The sequence below is a fragment of the Hymenobacter sp. R533113 genome, assembly GCF_056835965.1.
The window spans coordinates 372711-393800 of sequence record NZ_JAKWBD010000013.1 but is presented as its reverse complement, the minus strand read 5'-3'; the positions used below and the strand labels follow the sequence as shown (position 1 = coordinate 393800).

Here is a 21090-nt window from a genome sequence, read left to right as displayed (position 1 = left end):
GGCGGGTTTAAGCCAAAGAGGAATTTGACTGAGTAGTGAACACGAACTCAGTCAAATTCCTCTCCTTGTTCGTAATCAATTAGTTACACTTCATTTTTGTGGTGTTGAATAGCCGCCCGCACGAAGCGCACAAATAACGGATGGGGATTCTCCACGGTGCTTTTCAGCTCGGGGTGAAACTGCCCCGCCACAAACCACGGATGGCCGTTCAGCTCCACTACTTCCACGAGCCCCGTGCCGGGGTTGGTGCCCGAAGCCACCATGCCCGCCGCCTCGAACTCCTTTAAGTACTCGTTGTTGAACTCGTAGCGGTGGCGGTGCCGCTCGCTGATGTGGTTGCGGCCGTAGGCTTTGGCCGCTTTGGACCCACGGCGCAGGTCGCAGTCGTAGGCGCCCAGGCGCATGGTGCCGCCTTTTTGGGTGATATTTTTCTGCTCCTCCATCATGGCAATGACGGGGGTAGGCGTCAAGGGGTCCATTTCGGTGGAGTTGGCGTTGGGCAAATTCAGTACGTGGCGTGCAAACTCTACCACCGCCACTTGCATCCCCAGGCAAATGCCGAAGAATGGAATGTTGTTTTCGCGGACGTAGCGCACGGCGCACACTTTGCCTTCGAAGCCCCGCTCGCCAAAGCCTGGCGCTACCAGCACCCCATCGACACCTTGCAGCAGCTGGGCGACGTTTTCGGGCGTAATGTGCTCCGATTGAATGCTGCGCACCGTGACTTTGCACTCGTTGTGAGCACCCGCGTGTACAAATGACTCATTGATAGACTTGTAAGCATCAGGAAGCTCCACGTATTTGCCCACCAGCGCTATCGTCACTTCCTCCGTGGGGTTTTTTAGTCGGCCCAAGAAGTCCTTCCATACTTCCAGATCGGGCTGCTGGGCGCCACCCGTAAGCCTTAAGCGTTTAATTACCCGCTCGTCGAGCTGCTCCTTGAGCATAAGCAGCGGCACGGAGTAGATGCTGTCGGCGTCGAGGCTCTCGATAACCGAGTTGATCTTAACATTGCAGAATAGTGCGATTTTGCGGCGCATATCCGGCGGAATAGGGTACTCAGAGCGGCACACCAGAATATCGGGCTGCAAGCCCGCCTCGCGCAAATCGCGCACGGAGTGCTGCGTAGGCTTGGTTTTCAGCTCGCCGGCTGCCTTCAAATAAGGGAGCAGGGTGAGGTGAATCACCAGCGAATCGTTGGGGGGCAATTCCCAGCGCAGCTGGCGCACGGCTTCCACAAACGGCAAGCTTTCGATGTCGCCGATGCAGCCGCCGATTTCGGTAATGATAACGTCGAACTCGTCGCCCTGGCCCAGCAGCAGCATGCGCCGCTTAATCTCGTCGGTGATGTGGGGCACTACCTGCACGGTTTTGCCCAGGTAGGCGCCTTCGCGCTCCTTGCTGATTACGTGGTTGTAGATGCGGCCCGTGGTCACGTTGTTGGCCTGCGAGGTGGGCGTGTTCAGAAACCGCTCGTAGTGGCCCAGGTCGAGGTCAGTTTCGGCCCCATCGTCGGTCACAAAGCATTCGCCGTGCTCGTAGGGGTTAAGCGTGCCGGGGTCGATGTTGATGTAAGGATCGAACTTCTGGATGGTAACCCGGAAGCCGCGGGCTTGCAGGAGCTTGGCCAGGGAGGCAGAAATGATGCCCTTGCCCAGGGAGGAGGTCACCCCGCCCGTTACAAAGATGTACTTGGCCGTCGCAGTCGCGGAGGAGGTATTTCGGTCTGGCATAACGGGGGACAAAGTTAGCCGGAATATTCGGGGCTTGGTGAATGCAAAAGGACAAGCCTATTTCCGGGTCGCGGCGGCTTACTGAGGCCCTACATAAAAAAGTCTCTGTTTTAGTATGTATTAACTAGAAATATATATATTAGATTTATATAGTATGCAGCGTGTCGAAGCTGTACAAGGCTGCTGCCGTTTCCCGTGCAACCTAATCAGGAAACGGAGGCTCTTAGTGGATAGAATGATTGCTAATACTCGCACCCCTGGCAACGTCGGTGGCAAGGTCTTACATATAATCTAGTTCTAATCCTTTAAAAAATACAGCCATAAAGTACAGAACGACCAAGCGACTGCTCAAACAGTTCGCAGCCTGTAGTATCGCCCTTTTAAGTTGCGCAACTGCTTTCGGCCAGACCGAAAGTCTCCTTCAGGAAGCTGCTGTTACTCAGGAACAACTCAACACGAGTCAAAAGGAAAAATTAGCTAAAATGGCTAAATCTACTTTATACAAAAACATTAAACTCGTTCAATTTGAAAAACTTGCTACTAAACAAGAAAAGGGGAAAATATACCTTAGAATTCCGGGCGTAGACTGCAAAAAACTCATATTCACCGCCAAAAAGGTTGATTACAAAAACGACGAGAACTACTACTGGTACGGCTCCATAGATAGCGAGGCAGACGCTCCTTGCTCTAGTGGGTCAGTTACCCTAATGGCTCAAAACGAATCAAAATTCGGCACGATAAATATCGATAACCGATTTTTTGAGTTTTTTGAATTAGGCAACGGCGTTCAAGCCTTGGCCGAAATGAAAATGGAAAGTTTTAGTGAAAAGGACTGTGGCGTAAGCTCTAATACTACCCCTAACGCCCCAGTCACACCGCCGGAAGAGTTTGAGGCGCAGCAGCTCACCTTGCCCTGTCCGGGCACCTGTTATGTAAGGGTATTGGTTCTCTGGACTCAGGCAGCTCAGGATAGTGAAGCAAATATCAACGACCGCATTGTCTTGGCTATGAGCTAAACAAATCAGGCATATATCAATAGCTCTATCCCTGAAAGTAGCGTCCGAGTGCAGCTTGCCGGAAGCCAATTAATAAATTTGGCGGTGGTCTAAAGCGTGGTGATGGTGCCGTTTCAGGTTGAATCAAAAGGAGCTTGAATAGCTTGTTCAGCGCCTTTTTCAGTTGGTCATGCATTAGGCTTATCACCACGCTTTAGACCACCGCCAAATACTACTCATTATATAATAATTTAAACGCTTCGCAAAGTAGCATTGAACCTCAACCCGTAGTATTAATTGAAAAGGTTTATCCTAATCCATCCAGCACGACAACGCAGGTTGAAATAAACGTAGCGGGGCCGGAGCTAGTATCGGTATATATCGCGGATGCCTTGCGTAATAGGAAAACAAAAGTATTTCACTCAACTATCAACCCAGGTAAACACACCATAGCTATTGATAACGCGGGCCTTTCACCTGGGGTCTACTACTTAGAAGTAGTTACTTCATCAAAAGTCGAAACTCGTAAATTATTTGTCACGAGATAATTGATTTTTAATTACTAATAACTTCAGGCAACCCTCAAATTTCTTCTGTATGTTTAAGCATAGTATAGTGCTCATCCTTTTGTGTTTTGCGGTGGGAGGCTGCGAAAAAAACACGGCTAATCCGGATAGTAAATATTACGCGAAAGCACTGATAAACGGCGTGCCGTGGCAATCCGGGGCCCGTGGCGGGTTATCTAGTGATAACAAGGAATTGAGTTTAGTATTTGAGCGGCGGGTAGGCTGGACGGGAAAAGAATCAGAGCTAAAAGAAATATTTGGTTTTAGCAAAGTTCAAAATGAGCCCGCGCACCAGAGGGTTTTTAAAATTGACTATCAAAAGCCGAATGCGAAGCTCTCATCCGTCTTCTCCACCTTAGAAGGTGGCGATGCCGGATGTGACGACTATCACATCGTAGAGACTGAGAACTTAAACAACTACATAACCATTACTGCCTTCAATACTGAAACGAACGAAATAAGAGGCACGTTTTCGGGCACGTATGCGGTGAAAAATCCACGAGACAAGTGTAGGCCTGCTGACCCGGACACGTTGCGCATCAGAAACGGCGAGTTTTACGCGAAGCTAGAGTAGCAATCCTTTTATAGCTGCGTGAAAGCTATTCATGATATGGTGCTGTCGAAAGCGGAGCGTTGGTAAGAATATATTCAGAAAATACTTGGAACGTCCTGCTTCGCGCTTGTTGAAGCAGGACGTTCTGGTTGAAATCATTTGTTTTCAGGACTTACGCACTTGCTTTGTCGAAACCTTTCGCCAGCATCTAGGGGGCTTTTCTCAGGCTGGCATAGCGGAGGGCGAAGGGAGATGGAACATCAGGGGCCGCGAAGGTTTTGTGTGCGGCCGGGCACTGGCTGAGGTGTAGTGCGAACTACGGGAAGGCAAAGCCAAGCTTCTGTTTCGCGCATCGTTGGCGTCGTTGCGATGTAGCGCGAAGCTTCTGCTTCGCGCATCGTTGTTTAGGTAAACAAGCTTGTTATTCTTGGTGCGAGTCGTTCAACGATGCGCGAAGCAGAAGCTTCGCGCTACATCCAACGATTCGCCAACCGAAAGACAGCAGAGCTAAACAGGAGCGTAGAGTCACAGTCACACTAAAAAAGCCCCCCAGCGCTTCCTTTTGGCCCTAAATCTGCGCATATTGCGGTAATAACTACTCCGCGCAATGTCGCCCTACCTCCGTTTGCTCGCTTTCTTGATTTTGCTCTTGCTGCCCCTCAGTGCGGCCGCACCGCGCTACGGCTCCCTCAGCAGCGACGATGAAGAGGAGGAAATGGGTGCCAACCGTGGCAAAGGACCGCGCTGGCTGAATAAAATGATTGCGGAATCGGTGGTGCTACGCCAGCATCAGGTGGGAATTTCGATTAGCGAAGTAGCCTCAGGCGAGAAGCTATACGAGCTCAATGCCGACCGTTATTTCACCCCAGCCAGCAACATGAAGCTGTTCAGCTTCTACGCCGGCCTGCACTTGCTTGGCGACTCACTGCCCAGCCTGCGCTACGTCGTGCGCGGCGACTCGCTGCTGTTCTGGGGCACCGGCGACCCCACGCTGCTCCACGGTGATGTGCCCTCGCGTAGGGCATTCGATTTTCTGCAAAACCGCCCCGAGAAGCTTTTCTACCGGGAAATCCCCATGACGGAGGCTGCCTTTGGGCCCGGTTGGAGCTGGGATGACTACAACTATTATTACCAACCCGAGCGCTCCGCGTTTCCGGTCTATGGCAACGTCATTCGCTTCTATGCCGGTCCAAATCGTCGGCCGTCTGTCCGTCCGCGCTTTTTCAATCCCGTTGTGAAAGAAGCCCCAGCCGGTTTTCCGCATCCCGCCGACGACCATGTACGCCGTGAGCTAACTGACAACCGCTTCGTGTACTTCCCTTCGCCCAAGAAATGGATAGACGAGACGCCTTTTCGGCCCAGCTCCCAACTGGTGCTTCAGCTGTTGCAGGATACCTTACGCCGGCCCGTGCTAAATGCCCCCTGGCGCCCGGTGCGCCCGCGGGAAGCGGTGCGCACCTTAGCCGGCCTGCCCGTTGATTCGCTGTACCGGCGGATGCTGCAAGTGAGCGACAATCTGCTGGCCGAGCAACTGCTGCTTATGTGCTCCGCTCGCCTCCGCTCCGATTCGCTGAGCACCCAAAGCGTTATTCGGGCCGTCCGCGCGCAGTATTTGCAAGACCTGCCCGATGCTCCCCGCTGGGTAGATGGCTCCGGCCTCTCGCGCAAAAACCTGATTACGCCCCGCACGCTATCGGCTTTGCTGCTCAAGCTGCACCAGGAGGTGCCGGAACCGCGCCTGTTGAGTCTGCTGGCGGCTGGTGGCGGGCACGGCACCTTGCGCCGCGTGTACCGTGACGCGGCCGGCCCGTGGTTTTGGGGCAAAACCGGCACGCTCAGCAATAATCACAACGTGTGTGGCTACCTCAAAACGCGGAAAGGAAAGTTGCTGGTTGTCAGCTTTATGAATAACAACCACGTAGCAGAAACCATCGTCGTACGCCAGGAAATGGAGCGGGTGCTAAAGGAAGTGCGCGAGCGAATGTAGGGGCGCGTTGCACGCGTCCACCAGCCAAGGCGCCGCTTCATTAGGTAACGTATATAGTTAGGAAGGCCACCTTTCTCACCCCTATGCAGCCCATTATCAAAACCCGTAATAAAGCCGAGGCCGAAGAAGCACAGCGCTGCTATTTCTGGTCGCTGACCCCCTACGAGCGAGTGGCGCTGGCCGTGAAGCTGAACCGGCAGGCCCGCGCCATCTACGCCGCCAACCCAGCTAATCCACCTTTAGATTCTGCGCCGCGAAATGGAAGACGAGTATTTAAGTCTACTACGCCTATTCCACGAGATAGGCGTTGAGTACGTGGTGGTAGGCGGCTACGCCGTTATCGCCCACGGTTTCCCGCGCACAACCGGCGACCTAGATATATTGGTGCGACCTTCAGTAGCTAATGCCCGCCGGGTCGTCCAGGCTCTTGAACGTTTTGGCTACGCCAATGGCGAATTTGAGGAAACCGATTTTACGACAGTTCCTAACTTCCTTTCTTTTGCTTCCAATGGCGTTTGGATTGATCTGATGACGCAAGCCTTGGGAGTAAGTTTCGATGACTGCGTTGATGGAAGTTTGGAATTAACCTTTGCCGACGTGCCAGTACAACATATCAGCTTAGCTGCTCTGCGGCAAACCAAGCGAGCCACTGGGCGCCCCCAGGATCTGCGCGACTTAGAGAATCTGCCTAAGTAATAGCTAAGCTGGCTATGTTATCCTATGATGTGTGGACAGCAGTAGTAATAAATTTGCCAAATACGCCGTCTCGAATTAACCGAACGCGAATGAAAATTAGTCGCCGAGGCCGAGCGTGGCACTTCCAACGGCGGTTACCTATGGCTTTATAAAGCGCTGACCGTCGAATTTGAGCGCAAGCGTTTTAGTGGCCGTTTGACTGATAAATCCCCACCGCTTCAGAAGTTGATAGGGCTTGTCGTCAGGTTCGTAGTAGTCGAAATCAAATTCCGTTACATCCAAGCGTAGCACTTGCTGGTGGGTATCAAATTTCATTAATACGCCAGGCAAGTTCAGGCTAGCACTTTTATCAAAAATGAGATTATTAAGCAATAAGTAGTTGCCTTTTAATTCCATTACGCACGCTATGCGCTGCATGCGATACCCATGTCCTCCCCCATTGCCAAGCAGCAGATACATCGTTCGGCCCGGGCTGTTTAGTTTGTGGATTTCGCTAAACTCACACTCCATGGTAGGCGCATATGCGAACAGTTTACCAGCCTGATTTTTCCATTGTATCACGGGAACATAGACTTGGCCCCAGGTACCACCCGAATTGAAATTGAAAGAGTAAACTCTAAAATGGGCCGCGTCTTTTGAGTCTACAGCTAATTCAAGCCCCATCTTTTGGGCGTCGACTGCCGAAAGCTCATGGCTCTTGAGGTAAATGGCTAGCTGTTTGGCCGTCTGCGCAATCAGATCAGCGCCATCACCTTCTTCCCCTTTACGGTTGATTATGGCTATGCTTTTCTTCAGCTCGGCAGCTGAAAGACCTGTTTTGCTAACCTGCTGCGCAAACCCGGCTAATGTACTGGCGAATACACTGAGGATAACTACGCTCAAGCGTACCAACTTCCTGTCCATAAGTTTATTGCTATTACTGTTAGGTATCCTTCGAAAGATAGTTGAAAGGCTTGTTTACCCCGCTTGGCTGCGTGGACAACAAGTCGAAGAAAGCTTTTAGCTCAACACAAGTCCACTTTTCAGTTGTTCACAGACCCTAATACAGCACCCGAAACTTAATCGTGTGCTCCACCTTGCGCAACGCCCCAATTACCTCCGGGGCGTACTCCTTGTCAATATCCGTAATCACGTAGCCGATGTGCTCGTTGGTTTTGAGGTATTGACCGAGAATATTGACCTGGTGGGCTGCCAGTACATTGTTGATACTGGCCAGTACGCCGGGCACGTTGGCGTGAAGGTGGATGAGGCGGTGAGCCTGCTGCACGGGCAGCTGAATATTGGGCAGGTTTACGCTTTGCTGGGTGTTGCCGGTATTCACGTAGCCCATGATGCGCTCGGGCACGAATTCGGCGATGTTGCGCTGGGCTTCGGCCGTGCTGCCGCCGATGTGGGGCGTGAGCAACACGTTAGGCAGGCCCCGTAGCTCGCTTTCGAAGGTCTCATTGTTCGTTTTAGGCTCGTAGGGAAATACATCCACGCTGGCGCCGCCGATGTGGCCGCTGCGGATAGCTTCGGCCAGAGCCGGAATATCCACGATGTGGCCGCGGCTGAGGTTGAGAAAAATGGCCCCCGGCTTCATCAACGCAAATTCCTCGGCGCCAATAAGGTTTTTGTTATCAGCGCGGCCGTCCACATGCAAAGTCACGATGTCGGCTTGCTGCAATAGCTCTTGCAAGGTGCGGCACTTCACGGCGTTGCCGAGCTGGAGCTTTTCGGCCACATCGTAGTACAGTACCTGCATACCCACCGCTTCGGCCACCACCGACAGCTGACTGCCAATGTTGCCATAGCCCACGATGCCCAGCTTTTTACCCCGAATTTCAAACGAGCCTTTCGCCGACTTGTCCCACTCGCCGCGGTGCATTTTGGGGTTTTTGTCGGGGATGCGACGGGCTAGTACGATGATTTCACCCAAAGCTAACTCTACCACCGAGCGGGTGTTGGAAAACGGCGCGTTGAACACGGCCACGCCCTTTTTCATGCAGCCAACTAAGTCAATCTGGTTGGTGCCGATGCAAAAGGCCCCCACGGCAATCAGGCGGTTGGCGGCTTCCAGCACGCGGGGAGTTACCTGCGTTTTGGAACGAATACCCAAAACGCTCACCCCAGCAATACGCTCCACCAGCTCGTCTTCGTCGAGGCCGCCGGGCACGCTTTCTACCTGGTAGCCTTCCTGCCGAAACAGCTCGGCGGCGCGGGCGTCGGGGTTTTCGAGGAGCAGTACGCTAATGCGGTTTTTGGGGTAGCTGAGCGTCATGGGAAGCTTATTTTGATACAGAAACTCGTCGAAGGACGGAATAACTTCGTCGGCCTGGGCCACGACGGAAGCGCGGGCCACGTTTTCGGTGAAAGCGTAAAAGCGGTTGGCCAGGCCAGCTTCCCGCATCTGGTAGTCGGTGTAGCCGTCGCCCATCACGTACACGTCGCCGGCCAGATCGAGCTGGCGGAGCTGCTCGATTTTGCCCCCGTCGCGGCTGAGCACGTTGTCGGCGTCGAAGCCAGTAATTTGCCCCCCAGCGTCGTAAGTAAAGGTATTGGCCAGTACGTGGTCAGCGTCGATGTCAAAGTCGGCTACTACAGGCTCAATAAATTCGCGGAAGCCGCTGCTTACGATATACACCCGCCCCTGAAACCGCTCGAAGAAGCTGCGGTTGCGCACGATGCTATCCGAAACCTTGGTTTTGAGCTGGGCCACCAGCAGGGGCAGATGCTCGCGCCGGGCCTGCAACAGCGCCAGTCGTTGCTTTAGCGACTCCGAGAAGTTCAGCTCCCCGCTCATGCCCCGATCCGTAAGGGACCGGATTTGACTAACGATTTTTTCTCGCTCTGGGTGATGCTGGAGGGCAATATCCGCCAGCTCATCAAGGCCTTCGACTTGGGTGAAGGTGCTATCGAAGTCGATGATAAGGTAGGGCAGAGGCTGGGTTTGGTCAGACATGGGCGCAATATCGGGGAGAATAGATATCTTGGAGCGCTAAATAGGAGTCGCAAGCGCACGAAAACCGAAGAGAAGGAAAAGAAGCCAATATTTATATGCTTAGTATCTTACTACTGCTGACGTGGCTATGGCCTGGAACCTATCCCCAGCCAGCTGCGGCCGTAACGGTCACATTCAATAAACTATCTCCCGTTGAATATGAGCGCGCCCGTCGCGTTTTCCCAAAATCGGCCCCTGCTACCACCCCTTTAGTCAAAAAAGCAAATGGCGTTCTGACAATTCCAACTACGTCAGGGCCACAAGTTTTTCGGGATATGGTTATTGGAAAAGCTGAAATCGAAAAAGGTCATTCGGAGGACGAAAACACTACGTACACCTATCAAGGGTATCTATCACGTTATAAGCGGCACGTAGTTGAGGTTACATTTTATGAAACCTCCGAGTGGTGGCTGATGGCGGATAATGGGCGGAAGCTAAGGCTGTATGGGATGCCAGTATATGCACCTGATGAGAACAGGATAGCTACAATTTGTCCGGGAATAGAGTATGCCGGTGGACAACCCAATGCAGTTCAGTTGTTTCAGTTAAAAAGTGGGTTGTTACAAAAAGTGTGGGAGATACGGCCCACGACTTGGGAACCAGAAGAAATTTTCTGGACTTCGCCAATTACCCTTTATTTGAAGCGAGAAGAACATTCGGCTACCGATTATTTGGCGCCAGAAGCAGGACCTCGTTTCAGCTATTGGAAGCTGACAATCAGGCAAAAAAGCTCGCCATGATTTATTGTGCAATTCGCAGCTCCGAGCAGGCCGGTACCCAGGCATCGTGCTTGCACTCCGTGCATTTGGTTGCTTCGCCGCGAGCCAGCTCCTGTACATGGGCGCATTGGGCGCAGGCATGAAAACCGGCTTCCTGGGCCCGACGGTGCGTATCGGCCATACGTTCGGGCCAGATGGGCAGGCCGGGCTGCACGTCTTTATCCTCAAAAAAATAAAGGCTCAGGTGGCCAGTAGCTTCGATGTAAGCGCGCCGCACCTGGCCCAGGTGTTCTACCTGCAACTGACGCATCTCGCCGAACAGCTCTTTTTGGGTTAGATTCTGTTTGGTGAAATTCTCTAAGTGGATTTCACCATTTTCCACCAAGAGCACGGGGGCACCTTCCAGCCAGTCACTAAAAACGGGAAAGCGCTCGGTCAGGCGGTTGAAGAGCAAATAGAGCCCCGATACTATCACGAATACCACGAGTACGTGCAGCATCGGCACATCTTCGTAGAACATGGCATCACCGGCGGCTGAACCCAGCGCCAGGATAATGCTTAGCTCGAAGAGGAAAGTTGCCGCACGCCACGCCGACCCGTCACGCGTAAGGCACCAATAATAAAAAGGTACGTCAGCACGCACCGAAATACTATTTCCAGCAAAAACAGCGGAGGCGCGTCGTCAGACAGGAAAATACGGTGCCAGTCGAAGGGCTCGATAGGGGCGGCAAGGAGGAGCATGGAGGCGCGTTGGAAGACTGCTACCCTAACGCGACTTCTGCTGTTACTGTTGTTGGGCTACAGAACTTCAGACAGATGAGCCTCCTCGACTCGCAAAGCCGCTTTTACTGCTGTATTGCCGCCAGTACCCGCTTGATCAACTCGTCAGGCTTGCCATCGTGCCAGCGCCACACGATAACAATGTCGTGTTCGGGGTCAATCCAGATGGTGTTTGAGCCGGCTCCGAGGGCAGCATAGCTGGTGGCCGGGGCGCTAGGCCAGGCTTTCTGCTCCGTGTTGAGCCACCACAGGTAGCCGTAGTCGGGACCCACGGGGCCGCGGGTGGTAGCCTGCTTTATCCAGGCGGCCGGCACGAGCTGTTTTGCCCCCCAGCGGCCCTCACGCAGCATGAGGTAGCCAAAGCGGGCCTCGTCGCGGGCACTGATCCAGAGGCCGCCGCCCCAGCGGGTGCCGCCGCTCACGGAAGGCATAGGCTTGCCATCAATCTGAACGGTGGAGTTGCGGTAAGGCACCCACTGCCAGGTGTTGGAGGCCCCGATGGGATTCATGATTTCGTCACGAAATACCTCCGGCAGGGGCTTGCGCCAGAGTTGCAGCAACGACAGCGCCATGCGGTTGATGCGCACGTCGTTGTATTCGTAGTAGGTGCCGGTCGCCTGGAGCTGCCGGGGCTTCCGCTCGCCCTGACCGAAGGCTTCCTTGCCAATGAAATTCACGTTTTTACCCCATAGCTCACCGGCCCACTCGCTGGTTTGGCGCAAGTGGTGCTCCCAAGTAATGGACTGGTTTTGGGCCGAGGCGTAGCTGCCATCCTTAATGTACTTGGCCACGGGGTCCTTCACATCTTTAATAATGCCTTTCTCCACGCTCAGCCCCACGATAGTTGACAGCACGCTTTTGGCCACGCTGTACGTTGGGTCGGCTGCTTTAGTGTCGCCCCACTCGGCCACGATGTAGCCGTGGCGCAGAATCAGGCCATTGGTAGCGGCCCGACTAGTAGGCAATGGGCCGAGGGGCTCGCCAAAAATTTCCTTTTGAGTGGAGAAGTCGGGCTTCATCTGGGTAGTTTCCTGCTGCTTGGCAAACGCAATGGCCTGTTCCAGCAGGGCGGCATCCATGCCGACCTGCGCAGGCTCTTTGCGCTGCCAGGCGTCGCCGGCGCCGGGGTAATAATAGGTGGTTGGGGACGGAGCGGTTTGCTGGCTGCCGGACGACGGCTGTTTGGCGCAGCCCCAAAAAGCGAGAACAAGGAGAAAGTAGTACGGTGTGTGGCGCATGTGGGGTATTTTCGGGAAAGCCAAAGATGCTTAACTTTCCCCATGCAGCTCACGATTACCCCGGAAATTGTTCTTCTTTTTGCGGTGCTGGCTCAGGCAATATTTGCCGCGGGGCTGCTCTGGTTTGTCCCCCACAACCAACTCCCCAACCGCTTTCTGGCCTTGCTGCTGCTAGCTATGGCCCTCTGGATGCTGGATGGCTTGTGGCGGGCGTCGGGCCTATATGGGCAGAATGCCGAGTGGTACTTCACGCCTATTTACTACTCCCTGGCCTTTGGACCGCTGCTGTACTTTTATGTGCAAAGCCTGGTGAACCAGCCATTTCAATGGCGGGCGCGGTACTGGTGGCATTTTGGGCCGGTATTGCTGCAGGCAGCGCTATACTGGTGGCTGCGGTTTGAGCCTTATTCCGTGCGACTGTGGTTTTGGGAGCATGTGCATCAACCCTACACCTACCGGGTAGAGTTTATCGGCACCTGGGTGTCGCTGATTATTTACTTGGCCTTATGTCTGCGCCTGCTGCGGCGCTACCGGCGCTGGCTGCCCGACAACTTCTCCGAGATGTCGCAGCTGCGCCTGCAATGGCTGAGGGTGCTCTTGCTAGTGCTGGCGCTGGTGAGCGTGCAGTGGCTGGTGGAAGTGGTGCTGCGCGAGTTTTTCAATATGTACTACGCCTACGATTATTCCACCTGGCTGCTGGGCGGCGTGGTCTTGCTGATTGGCGTTGTCGGCCTGCGCCAGGCCGACATGCGGGCCGTGCACTTCGCCCCCACCGAAGCCGCCGAACATGGCGCCCAGCGAATTTGCCCCCTAGCCGTTAAGCATCGACGCTAGGCTGAAGCGTGTAGACTAAAGCAGCTGTTGGCTTGAGGGTAGACGCTACTTAGACTATATGAACACTACACATTTTTATAGCGCGGAAATCCGTTCCGCGACGAGCACCGCGAGTTCCGACGCGGGAAAACCAAGCGGTCCGATATACTTGCGGTGCTCGTCGCGGAACGGATTTCCGCGCTACTGTTCACACACTCTAGTACCACATCATGATCTGGTACGTCCCATATCTGTATCTGGGGCGCTTAACAGGGCTTAGCCGCGCACTTTTGGGCCGTATTCACTAACCCGAATTACGGTCATGAAAAACCTTCTTTTGCTGCTGGCATTGCTAGCCATCAGCTCCTCGACAGCGGCCCAAACGGCCTGGACCGACCACTCCCGCGCCCTGCCCGACAAGCTCCGGCAGGTGCCCGTGGGCCTCACGCTGTGGCACACGCCCAACCCTAATTACCCGGAGCCCGACCCTGCCAAGCCAGGCCAGTACGTGTGGAAGCACAGCACCATGCTGCGCGCCGACGTGGCCGATCTGGAGATAGTAGAGTGCGGCAGCTTTATCTGGTACAGCGCCGAGGGTTGGCAGGCTAACATGCGCAAAACGCCCGCTGAGTTTGCCCAGATATTTAACTGCTCCAAGGGCCAGCTGCGCCAGGGCACCACCTACACTTTCGCCAAAAACTACCGCTACGCCGCCAGCGCCCAGCAGCTCTACGGTGGCGACGCGCTCTGGTACATTCTGGCCAAAGACAAGAATGGCAAGCTTTATAAAGGCATGGGCTTACTAGAAACCGAAGCCACCGTGCGCTAGGCCCGAAGCCGGTAGGTGGTCATGCTTGATCTGGCGTCCGGTTACGAAGCATCTCGCGTGCTAACTCTTGAACGTCATGCTGAGCAGAGCGAAGCATCTCTGCTGGTAGCTAATCCCAACGAAGTGGGCGAGATGCTTCGTAACCGGACGTCAGATCAAGCATGATAAGAGTCAGCACGCGGGAAGCTTTGCTACCGCTCAGCATGACCGCCTTGTAGAAAGGTTTTTTCTCCAATCACAATGGTTCACTCCCTTACCATCTTCATTATGAAAATGCTCATACTTATACTACTCACCAGCTTGCTTTCTGCCTTTCAGCCAGCTGCCACAACCTACCTAGCCTTACCCGCCGCCAGCCCCATTACCTGGACGGGCTACGCAGAAGCAGGCTCCTGGGCACCCAGCGGCTCGCTCCAGCTTCGGTACGGCACCTTCACTGCCGACGGCGCCACCATACGCCAGGGTCGCTTTGAGTTCGATATGAACACCATCACGCATACCGATGCCAAGTTGCAGGAGCACTTGCGGGGGCCGGATTTCTTCGATGCAGAGCAATTTCCGGTTGCGGTTTTCGTGCTGCGCGAAGTCGTGAAGGGGCAGGCCGCCGGCGAGCTTACCTTGAAGGGCATCACCAAATCGGTGCGCTTTCCCATTACTACTACAACTCAACCAGAAGGGCTGCGCATACAAGGCAAGGCTACTATCGACCGCACGCAGTTCGGCGTGAATTATAACTCCAGCAGCTTCTTCCAAAACCTGGGTAGCTATGCCATCCGCAACGAGTTCAACCTGGCGTTTGATATAATTGCCAAAGCTGATAAGTAATTGATAAATAATAGTTTACTTCCATACATTAGTTTGCTGAATTATAAGTGAAAGCTGTTGTTTTCTGCTGTTATGCAAACGAGCCTCTGGAGCCCCCAACTACTACTTGCCCTCGTGCTGCTGCTTGTGGCACCAGCTAGCCAAGCCCAAAAAGCAGCTTTTCAGCGCCTGGACGGCAGTCGTATTTCGGTGCAGGAGATAGAGCGGCTGGTGCCCGCGCTCATGGATTCGGCCAAGGTGCCGGGCCTGGCGTTGGCCATTCTGGAGGATAATAAGGTGCGGTACGTGAAAACATTTGGCTACCGCAATGTGCAGCAGCGTCTGCCTTTGGAACCTCAGACTGCCATGTACGCCGCCTCTTTCAGCAAAGCCGTGTTTGCCTACCTGGTCATGCAGCTGGTGCAGCAAGGCGCCCTGGATTTGGATAAGCCGCTGTATCAATACCTTAACAAGCCTCTGCCCGAACTAAAGGCCTACGAAGACCTGGCTACTGATGAGCGATGGAAGCAGCTCACCGCGCGTATGGCACTGAGCCACACCACCGGCTTGCCCAACTGGCGCTGGCTGGAACCCGATGAAAAGCTGCGGTTTAAGTTTGCGCCCGGCACTCACTACTGGTACTCGGGCGAGGGGTTGCATCTGCTGCAAGTAGTGGTGGAGCATATCACTCAAAAGGGCCTGCTTCAATTAAGCGAGGAGCGGGTGTTTAAGCCGCTGGGGATGGCGCGCACCAGCTACGTATGGCAGCCCGCCTTTGAGGAAAACCATGCAGTCGGCTACTTGGAAGATGGTACGGCCCTGCCCAAGAAAAAGCGCAAAAAAGCCGGTGCTGCGGGCTCCATGGAAACCACCATTGCCGATTATGCCACGTTTGTGGTCGCCGTAATGCAAGGCAAAGGCCTGACGCCCAAAGCGAAGCAGGAAATGGTGCGGACGCAGGTAGCTATTCCCTTCAAGGCTCAGTTTGGCCCGCTGGCCACCGTACCGACTGACGATAACAAGGCCATTAAGCTGGGCTATGGGCTGGGCTGGGGCGTGTTTGAGTCGCCGTACGGGCGCGCTTACTTTAAGGAAGGCCACGACGATGGCTGGGAAAACCACAGCGTAGTGTTTGGCGACCAAAAAAGTGCTTGGTTATCATGAGCAACAGCTCCAACGCCGATAAGCTGTTTAAGGAACTATTGGAAAAGCTACTCGGCGACACTTTTACGCCCTGGCAGTGGGAGAACTACGTCCCGTATAATTACTCGACGAACTAAGCGCTGACCTTACCTGAAAAGCCCCCCAGCGGCTACCTGCTATACCTATGGCTCGCATCATTGACAGTTATGAAATTATAGATGCTCCCGACCCAGCCTGCTGGCGTGCCTGGCTGGCGGCTCAGCACGCCGCCTCGCCGGGCGCGTGGCTGGTGCTGTATAAAAAGGCCAGCGGGCGACAGGGACGCATGACGTATGCCGAAGCCGTGGAGGAAGCACTGTGCTTTGGGTGGATTGATAGTCTGCCACGCCTGAAGGATGAGGCCTGCTTCCACCTGCTGTTTACGCCCCGTAAGCCGCGTAGCGTGTGGTCCCAGCTCAATAAGCAGCGCATAGAGAAACTGCGGGCCGACGGCCGCATGATGCCTGCTGGCCTGAGCAAGATAGAAGCCGCCCGCCAAGACGGCAGCTGGGACACTCTCAACGCCAGCGACGCGCTGGAAATGCCCCCCGAGCTAACAGCCGCACTGGCTGCCAATGAGCTGGCCCAACAAAACTTCGCTGCCTTCCCGCCTTCCGCCAAACGGCAGATCTTGCAGTATCTGAATAGCGCCAAACGCCCCGAGACGCGGCAGAAACGAGTGGAGCAAATAGTAGCGCTGGCAGCGGAAAATAAGAGACCCAATCAATCTCCCAAATAGCCTAAGAAGTAGCACAAAGTTCTCGGCACAAAAAGCCCCCCAAATGGCCACTTCGGGACAAGCGGCTACTTGGGGGGCTTTCTTATCAATACATTCGAAGAGTACGCCGGATTTTGCGCTTGAGGTTGTTAGGCCGCTACGCTGGCACCTTCAAGCTGCTCCAGCGCCTCGGCATCCAGCTGTAAGTTGGTCGCTTTCAACAACTCCTCTACTTGCTGCACGCTGGTTGCGCTGGCAATGGGCGCGGTAAGGCCGGGCTGAGCCATAATCCAGGCGAGGGCTATCTGGGCGGGTGTCGCGTGCAGACGGGCGCTGGCCGCATCGAGGGCCGCCAGAATGGACAGGCCTTTGTCATTCAGATACTTCTGGCCAACGCCGCCGCCGCGGGCGCTTTTCTGGAGGTCAGCTGCTGAGCGGTATTTGCCCGTCAGAAAGCCCGAAGCCAGGCCGTAGTAAGGAATGACGCCTACGTTGTGCTCCTGGCACAAAGGCAACAGATCCTGCTCAAACTCGGCGCGGTCATACAAATTATAGAGGGGCTGCAAGGATTCGTAGCGCGGAAAGCCGTGCTGCTCACTGGCTTGCAACGATTCGCGCAGGCGCGCCACCGAAAAATTGGAGGCGCCAATCACGCGCACCTTGCCTTCCTTTACCAGTTGCGCATACGCTTCCAGCGTTTCCTCCACTGGTACCGTCAGGTCGTCTTTGTGCGACTGATACAGGTCGATGTAGTCGGTTTGGAGGCGCTTGAGGGAGCCTTCCACGGCCCGCAGGATGTAGTTTTTGGCTAAGCCCTTGTTCTCTGCATTCACTTCCCAGCCCACTTTGGTGGCAATAACCACGTCGTCGCGGCGGCCGCGCTGTTTGAGCCACTTACCGATAATGGTTTCGGATTCGCCGCCTACGTGGCCGGGCACCCACACGGAGTAGCCATCGGCGGTATCAATGACATTGCCGCCGCCCGCCACAAAGGCGTCGAGCACAGCGAAGGAAGTAGCCTCATCAGAGGTCCAGCCGAATACGTTGCCGCCTAATACGAGAGGGGTTATAGAGAGCGAGGAGTTACCTAATGGGCGCTTGTTCATGATGATGGATGCTGGTGTGCTTGGATGAGCCAGATGAGAAGTGCTTCTGGTTTACGATGGAAAGCACATGGTTGTGAGAGAAAGCAACAAAGCAGAACGTAAAAAATCAGTGGGGAAGCCGCTCCATTACCCGGTAGCCGTGGGCCGGCACTAGCAGCGAAGCGTTGGGGGGCAATTGCTTGGTTTGATTTTCCATTACATCGTGGAAACTGCCCTCGGCCAGCGCCTGAACTTCTAGCGTTTGGGCCTGGGCCCCGATATTGACAGCTACCACCACTGCCTCCTCTCCCTTGCTTCGCACAAAAGCATATACGTTAGCCGGCGTTTGGACCCGGCTAAACTCGCCGCAGGGGTCGCCATTCAGCAGCGCCGGGTTACGCTTTTTGAGCTGGAGCAGGTTGGTGTAAAAATCTTCCAGCGGATAGTTATTCCACGGAATCAAATCTTTATCGAAGAAGGCTAAGCGCTTTTTCAGGGCGGCTTCCTGCCCGCTGTACACCATTGGCATACCGGGTAGCGTGGCCATCAGCACGGCGAAGGGCAAGGCGTTGTCGCCCAGGCGCTTATACTCGGTGCCATCCCAGCTATTCACGTCGTGGCTGCTGGTAAAATTCATCAGGTACACACTGGGCGGGTACATGCGGCGCTCCGCAGCCAGGTAGTCGCCGACGGCGGCGAGGGGCTTTTGCTGGCGGGCAATGCTGTCGATAAGCGTGTGCAGGCGCAGGCCGTATGTCATGTCAAAGGCTTGCTCCAGCAGCTTGGTGTTGGGGCTGAAATCCTCGGGCCGGAGGAAGGTAGGCGGGTACAGCTCATCCCATTCGGCGAGCATAAAAACAGGCTTTATCTTTTCCAGCTCGCGGCGCGCCTCGTTCCAGAACGCAGTCGGGACCAAGCCCGCTACGTCGGCGCGGTAGCCATCCAGGTCAGCCTCGCGCACCCAATACGCCAGCGCATCGCGCATGTACCGCTGAACCTCAGGCTTGCCGTAATCCAGGTCAATGACATCTTGCCAGTCGGCCACGGGAGGCTGAAAATTGCCCCCCGCATCCTTCGTAAACCAGTCGGGGTGCTCTTTCGCCAGCTTACTATCCCAGCTGGTATGGTTGGCCACCCAGTCCAGAATCACGTGCATATCGCGCCGGTGGGCTTCCCGCACTAAGTGGCGCAAATCGTCCAGCGTGCCCAGATCAGGGTTTACGGCGTAATAATCCTGCACGGAGTAAGCGCTGCCCAGCTTGCCCTTGCGCTTTTCCTTTCCAATCGGATGAATCGGCATCAGCCACAAAATGCCTACGCCCATCTTTTGCAGACGCGGCAGGTGCTGCTCAAACGCTCGAAACGTACCCTCAGGCGTGTACTGGCGCACATTTACCTCATAAATGCTGGCGTTGGCAGCCCACGCCGGATGCTTCACCTGAAAGCGGGCCGGCGTTTCGGGGCAGGGCGCTTCTTTGGGAGCACGCGATTGGCAGGACGCCGACAACAAAAGCAAAGCACTTAGCAACTGGAAAAGTGAGGGATGTGGCATAGGAAAGCGAGTGAGGTGGGAGTATGCCAACTGACTTACTTACAGCAAAATACCATCAACAGACTGAATGCGCTCGGGCAGAATAGAGTCGCCCAATAGTTGACGTAAGTCAATCTCAATGTTACGGCAGATAGCCGACATTGGTATGTCGTTGATGGCGTTTTCGAAGGGGTTTTCGCTGGCGTCGCCGATGGATTCCATGGAGAAGAAAACCCAGGAAATTAACACACTGAAAGGTACTGTAAGCCACCCTGTTGAATCGCCAAACTTGGCCATTTCGCCCACCAGCGAAAAAGGAAGCAGCAGCGTAAACAGGCTGACGAAGATGGTGCTGAAATGGGCATACTGCCGCGGAAATGGAAAGCTTTTGATTCGCTCGCAGCCGCCTTGTTGCGTAAAGCACTCCACTACCTGACGCCCTAGCATGTCATGCTCGAAACCATCGATTAGCTCTTGTCTTTTCAGCTCCGCTAACTGCGCCAAATGGGCATGGAGAAGTTGATTGGTAACGGAAGCGGCTCCACAGTTAGTGCAGCTTAGCTCCATAGGAGCCAGAAAGGGCTCCAGCGTGCTGTGCATTTCCTCGGCCTGTCGGTGCTGCTGTTGCACGAGCTCCCGGCTTAAGGAGCGGACATGAGGGTCTTCCTGCCATAATGCCTGCCGCCGCAACTGTAGGCGCAGAGCATTGCACCAGCCAATTTGCCGCAGTATCAACTGCCGCCGCTGAGCGGCAATGACATCAGGCTGATCAAAATACTGGGCGTGGCCTACCAGCGTATTTACTAGTGCAGCCCACGAGCGGCTGGCATTTGTAATTGCCCCCCAGATGCGCCGCGCCTCCCAGAGTCGTTCGTAAGAGGAGTTGTTTTTGAAACCCACGTAAAACGCCACAGCCGTGCCAATGGTGGCTACGGGCAGAAATGGGATACCGATAAATGTCCAGCCCAGGCCTTTATACATGCCTAGAACTGCGGTGCTAAGCAGCGTATACCACAGGATATGGCGCCAGCTAAAGAACAAAATAACGCGCAGCGGAAAGCTTTTTGACGTATACATAAGCAGGCTGAAGCTGTAAATAAATCGTGTTGGCCAGCCGCGTTAGCGGGCATCTTACTCCGGGTGCACCAGTACCAGCCGCTGATGCTGACCTAGCACTTCGGCCGTGTACACGCCATTGGGTAATGGGCGGCCTTGCTGATCATCGGCGTTCCAGGGCAGCTCATGAGCGCCGATTTCGGTGGCTGACGCGAAAGTGCGCACTACCCTGCCTTGGGCGTCGCGGATACGCACAATATACTGGCCGGGCGTGTGCAGCGTGTAATTGAGGGTGGTGCGCCCACTAAAGATCCGGTTGCTGGGGGCTGCTAAGGTTAAGGGCTCGGGGGCGGCCAAAGTATTGGTAATATTCAGGCGCAGCCCCCGAACAGCCACGGTAAGCGGCTGATTCTGGAAGCGCGCCCGCACATGTAAAGTTTGGTCGGTGGTATCGTAGCGCCAGGTATCGGCGGGCGCGGGCTGGCCAGCTACGAGAACAGCGGTAGGGGCAGTGGCGACGCGCGGAATAAGTAGCTCGATAACGCGGCTGGGGGGCATTTTGGCGTAGCCCTGGCCGCTGGCACTCACGCGAATCTCGGTTTGGGCTGCGGCCGTAGTTCCCGCGAAGGAAAGCAGCTGGAATTGCCCCCCAGCCATTGCCTGAGCGGATTTTCCGTCATCTTCATAGAGCGTAAAGCTGGATTTGGGTACATTGTAGTCAGCATAGAAGCGCACACGCAAGGTATCGGTATGGTAGCGGGCGGTGGTATTGACGTAAGGTGCCAGCGGCAGAAAAGCGCCGGCCTTTACAAGGAGGGGCACGCG

The 21090-nt window shown here is 54.9% G+C and carries 22 protein-coding genes; 12 read left to right on the top strand and 10 right to left on the bottom strand.

What is annotated here, in order from left to right; translation table 11 throughout:
• Positions 1–83: 83 nt before the first annotated feature.
• Positions 84–1733 (bottom strand): CTP synthase, encoded by a 1650-nt coding sequence (locus MKZ35_RS10715; protein ID WP_482513286.1) that lies wholly within the window; start codon positions 1731–1733, stop codon positions 84–86.
• A gap of 482 nt (positions 1734–2215) precedes the next feature.
• Between MKZ35_RS10715 and MKZ35_RS10710 the strand changes: the two genes are divergently transcribed.
• From MKZ35_RS10710 to MKZ35_RS10685, 6 genes are all read left to right on the top strand, one after another.
• Positions 2216–2749 (top strand): hypothetical protein, encoded by a 534-nt coding sequence (locus tag MKZ35_RS10710; RefSeq protein WP_482513285.1) that lies wholly within the window; start codon positions 2216–2218, stop codon positions 2747–2749.
• A gap of 251 nt (positions 2750–3000) precedes the next feature.
• On the top strand, positions 3001–3276 hold the full coding sequence (locus MKZ35_RS10705) for a T9SS type A sorting domain-containing protein (RefSeq protein ID WP_482514732.1): 276 nt from the start codon (positions 3001–3003) through the stop codon (positions 3274–3276).
• Positions 3277–3343: 67 nt separating this feature from the next.
• A complete protein-coding gene (locus MKZ35_RS10700; RefSeq protein WP_482513284.1) occupies positions 3344–3868 on the top strand; it encodes a hypothetical protein in 525 nt (174 codons plus the stop codon).
• Between the two features lie 586 nt (positions 3869–4454).
• Positions 4455–5834: a D-alanyl-D-alanine carboxypeptidase/D-alanyl-D-alanine-endopeptidase gene (locus MKZ35_RS10695; RefSeq protein WP_482513283.1), complete on the top strand. Its 1380-nt coding sequence runs from the start codon at positions 4455–4457 to the stop codon at positions 5832–5834.
• 83 nt (positions 5835–5917) lie between these two features.
• Positions 5918–6145: a hypothetical protein gene (locus tag MKZ35_RS10690; protein ID WP_482513282.1), complete on the top strand. Its 228-nt coding sequence runs from the start codon at positions 5918–5920 to the stop codon at positions 6143–6145.
• Positions 6093–6530 carry a nucleotidyltransferase domain-containing protein gene (locus tag MKZ35_RS10685; protein ID WP_482513281.1) on the top strand — a complete coding sequence of 146 codons (438 nt, stop codon included), beginning with the start codon at positions 6093–6095 and terminating at the stop codon, positions 6528–6530. Before MKZ35_RS10690 ends, MKZ35_RS10685 begins: the two co-directional genes overlap by 53 nt.
• A 138-nt stretch (positions 6531–6668) precedes the next feature.
• Here MKZ35_RS10685 and MKZ35_RS10680 read toward each other — a convergent pair whose 3' ends face one another.
• A complete protein-coding gene (locus MKZ35_RS10680; RefSeq protein WP_482513280.1) occupies positions 6669–7412 on the bottom strand; it encodes a hypothetical protein in 744 nt (247 codons plus the stop codon).
• Between the two features lie 157 nt (positions 7413–7569).
• The gene (serA, locus tag MKZ35_RS10675; protein ID WP_482513279.1) at positions 7570–9471 is read right to left on the bottom strand and encodes a phosphoglycerate dehydrogenase; all 1902 of its coding nucleotides are present in this window, start codon (positions 9469–9471) and stop codon (positions 7570–7572) included.
• A gap of 95 nt (positions 9472–9566) precedes the next feature.
• Here serA and MKZ35_RS10670 point away from each other — a divergent pair, with 95 nt between their 5' ends.
• Positions 9567–10250, top strand: coding sequence for a hypothetical protein (locus MKZ35_RS10670; RefSeq protein ID WP_482513278.1), 684 nt, complete (start codon positions 9567–9569; stop codon positions 10248–10250).
• A 1-nt stretch (position 10251) separates the two neighbouring features.
• On the opposite strand, the gene MKZ35_RS10665 is transcribed toward MKZ35_RS10670, so the two are convergent.
• From MKZ35_RS10665 to MKZ35_RS10655, 3 genes are all read right to left on the bottom strand, one after another.
• Positions 10252–10749: a DUF421 domain-containing protein gene (locus MKZ35_RS10665; RefSeq protein WP_482513277.1), complete on the bottom strand. Its 498-nt coding sequence runs from the start codon at positions 10747–10749 to the stop codon at positions 10252–10254.
• Positions 10750–10787: 38 nt separating this feature from the next.
• A complete protein-coding gene (locus MKZ35_RS10660) occupies positions 10788–10970 on the bottom strand; it encodes a hypothetical protein (RefSeq protein ID WP_482513276.1) in 183 nt (60 codons plus the stop codon).
• Positions 10971–11074: 104 nt separating this feature from the next.
• Positions 11075–12247, bottom strand: coding sequence for a serine hydrolase domain-containing protein (locus MKZ35_RS10655; RefSeq protein ID WP_482513275.1), 1173 nt, complete (start codon positions 12245–12247; stop codon positions 11075–11077).
• 42 nt (positions 12248–12289) lie between these two features.
• Here MKZ35_RS10655 and MKZ35_RS10650 point away from each other — a divergent pair, with 42 nt between their 5' ends.
• From MKZ35_RS10650 to MKZ35_RS10630, 5 genes are all read left to right on the top strand, one after another.
• Positions 12290–13081 (top strand): hypothetical protein, encoded by a 792-nt coding sequence (locus tag MKZ35_RS10650; protein ID WP_482513274.1) that lies wholly within the window; start codon positions 12290–12292, stop codon positions 13079–13081.
• A 301-nt stretch (positions 13082–13382) separates the two neighbouring features.
• Entirely contained in the window at positions 13383–13889 is a 507-nt protein-coding gene (locus MKZ35_RS10645; RefSeq protein WP_482513273.1) for a hypothetical protein, read from the top strand.
• 240 nt (positions 13890–14129) lie between these two features.
• On the top strand, positions 14130–14714 hold the full coding sequence (locus MKZ35_RS10640; RefSeq protein ID WP_482513272.1) for a YceI family protein: 585 nt from the start codon (positions 14130–14132) through the stop codon (positions 14712–14714).
• A gap of 72 nt (positions 14715–14786) precedes the next feature.
• Entirely contained in the window at positions 14787–15857 is a 1071-nt protein-coding gene (locus MKZ35_RS10635) for a serine hydrolase domain-containing protein (protein ID WP_482513271.1), read from the top strand.
• A 163-nt stretch (positions 15858–16020) separates the two neighbouring features.
• Positions 16021–16614 carry a YdeI/OmpD-associated family protein gene (locus tag MKZ35_RS10630; RefSeq protein WP_482513270.1) on the top strand — a complete coding sequence of 198 codons (594 nt, stop codon included), beginning with the start codon at positions 16021–16023 and terminating at the stop codon, positions 16612–16614.
• Between the two features lie 128 nt (positions 16615–16742).
• Here the strand turns inward: MKZ35_RS10630 and MKZ35_RS10625 are convergent, their stop codons facing one another.
• The 4 genes from MKZ35_RS10625 to MKZ35_RS10610 form a co-directional block, all read right to left on the bottom strand.
• On the bottom strand, positions 16743–17699 hold the full coding sequence (locus MKZ35_RS10625) for an aldo/keto reductase (RefSeq protein ID WP_482513269.1): 957 nt from the start codon (positions 17697–17699) through the stop codon (positions 16743–16745).
• Between the two features lie 106 nt (positions 17700–17805).
• Entirely contained in the window at positions 17806–19230 is a 1425-nt protein-coding gene (locus MKZ35_RS10620; RefSeq protein WP_482513268.1) for an alpha-amylase family glycosyl hydrolase, read from the bottom strand.
• Positions 19231–19269: 39 nt separating this feature from the next.
• Entirely contained in the window at positions 19270–20286 is a 1017-nt protein-coding gene (locus MKZ35_RS10615; protein WP_482513267.1) for a bestrophin family protein, read from the bottom strand.
• Positions 20287–20340: 54 nt separating this feature from the next.
• Positions 20341–21087, bottom strand: coding sequence for a FlgD immunoglobulin-like domain containing protein (locus tag MKZ35_RS10610; RefSeq protein ID WP_482513266.1), 747 nt, complete (start codon positions 21085–21087; stop codon positions 20341–20343).
• Positions 21088–21090 lie beyond the last annotated feature (3 nt).